The sequence below is a fragment of the Hyalangium versicolor genome, from assembly GCF_020103695.1.
GTDB lineage: Bacteria > Myxococcota > Myxococcia > Myxococcales > Myxococcaceae > Hyalangium > Hyalangium versicolor.
Map to the genome: position 1 here is coordinate 1 of NZ_JAHXBF010000074.1, position 1,773 is coordinate 1,773.

A 1,773-nucleotide genomic window follows, 5' to 3' on the forward strand; every position below is an offset into this window, starting at 1 on the left:
TGAGCCTGTCGAAATAGGGCTGTAGGGTAACGTAGGAGGTAGGCAGCAAAGGGATCGACTTCTCAGGTAGGGCGTGGTTGGTAGGCAGGGTGAAAGAGCAGGCCGAGAGCCCGAAGAGAGTCAGAGCGGTGCCGGACACCCAGCAGAGGGCCTTTGAGTTCGAGGCCGAAGCCCGTGTGTCGCAGTCGGAGCCAGAGCCCGGCAGTCCAGTCGGGGTGAGGTTCCAGGAGGGCCAGCAGCGTCTGTTCATCGGCAACGTGCCGCTGGAGCAGTACCTGGAGCACAGTGGGCTGAAGGCGGTGAGAGCGCTCAAGCAGTGGCTGGAGCAGTTGGACATGAGGGCGCTGGAGCGAGCGTACAAGCCGGGAGGCCGGCCGCCGCTCCACCCGCGGTTGATGCTGGGGCTCATCCTCTATGGAATCCACCTGAAGCAGTGGTCGCTGCGGGAGTTGGAGCAGCTGGCCATTCGGGACGTGGGGGCTTGGTGGCTGTGTGGAGGGCTGCAGCCGGACCACAGCACGTTGGGCAAGTTCCTGGTGAGGCACGAGAAGGTGCTCAGCGACGAGTTCTTCGTGAGCGCTACGCGGCAGCTGGCCCAGCAGCTGGGGTTGAAGGAAGGGGAAGCAGCGGCCGATGGCACGGTGATACAGGCGGTGGCAGGCCTGCGCAGCCTGGCCAAGAAAGAGGTGTTGGAGGCCGAAGCACGAGAGGCGCGCCAGGCGGCCCAAGCCGGGGAGCAGCAGCAGGTGCCCCGCAGCGAGCAAGCGCCGTTGGAGAAAAAGGCCCAGCAGTTGGAGAAGGCGGTGGAGATTGCCACCGAGCGGGCGCAGGAGCGTGCCGAGCGTCGCCAGAGTGCGCCCCAGGTGTCGCGCCAGGAGCCCCAGGCCGTCAACCAGCCGGGTAAGGACGGGTTGTACCGGCTGTCCTACAAGCCGTCGGTGCTGGTGCACTCCGGGGGGTTGATAGTGGGGCAAGCGGTGGACGCCACCAGCGAGGTGGGGGTGCTCCCAGGCTTGTTGCAGCACAGTCAGCAGGTGGGCGTGGTGCTGCAGTCGCTGGCGCTGGACACCGGTTACTTCCAACTCCAGGTGTTGCAACTGGCGGTGGAGCTGCAGCTGGATGTGCTCTGCCCACCGAAGCACTCGCCCCGAAACACCGAGGGGGTGCCCGTCACCCGCCGCAAGCTGTTTGCCAAGGCGGCCTTCCGCTACGACGCCCAAGCCGATTGTTACTGGTGCCCGGCAGGCCAGAAGATGGAGCCGGGGCAGTGGAAGGTGGAAGCCGATACCAAGCTGCGCGTGCGCCACTACGGCACCCCAGCCTGCAAGGGCTGCCCGCTACGGGCTCAATGCACTTCCTCGCAAAGCGCGCCTCGCAAAATCGGCCGCTACGAGGGCGAAGAGCTCAAGGAGGCCATGGCCCAGGTGCTGGAGCACCCTCAGGCACGCAAACGCTACGCACGGCGCTCCCCTCTGGTGGAGCCGGTGTTCGCCGAACTCAAGGAGCGCCAGGGCCTCAAACGCTTCCACCGCAGAGGCCTGCGCGGAGCCCGGCTCGAATTCTCCCTGCACTGCTTGGCCTTCAACCTCAAGCGGGCGGGGCCCGCTGTCGTTGTCCTTTGGCTGCGCTGCCGCTCCCCGGCGGGGGCGGTGCTCTGGCTCGGCCTGCTCGCTATCGCTTTCTTCTAGCGGTTCCAACCCCACGCGCCCCAGCGCCGGGGATTCGCGTGCCACCGTCTCTTCCTGGCCCCCACTCACTATCTCGACAGGCTCA

The 1,773-nt window shown here is 66.4% G+C and carries 1 protein-coding gene; it reads left to right on the top strand.

Annotated features, from left to right (window positions below):
- Positions 1-128: 128 nt before the first annotated feature.
- Complete coding sequence (locus KY501_RS52750; protein ID WP_224373237.1) at positions 129-1,688, top strand: IS1182 family transposase; 1,560 nt, start codon at positions 129-131, stop codon at positions 1,686-1,688.
- Positions 1,689-1,773 lie beyond the last annotated feature (85 nt).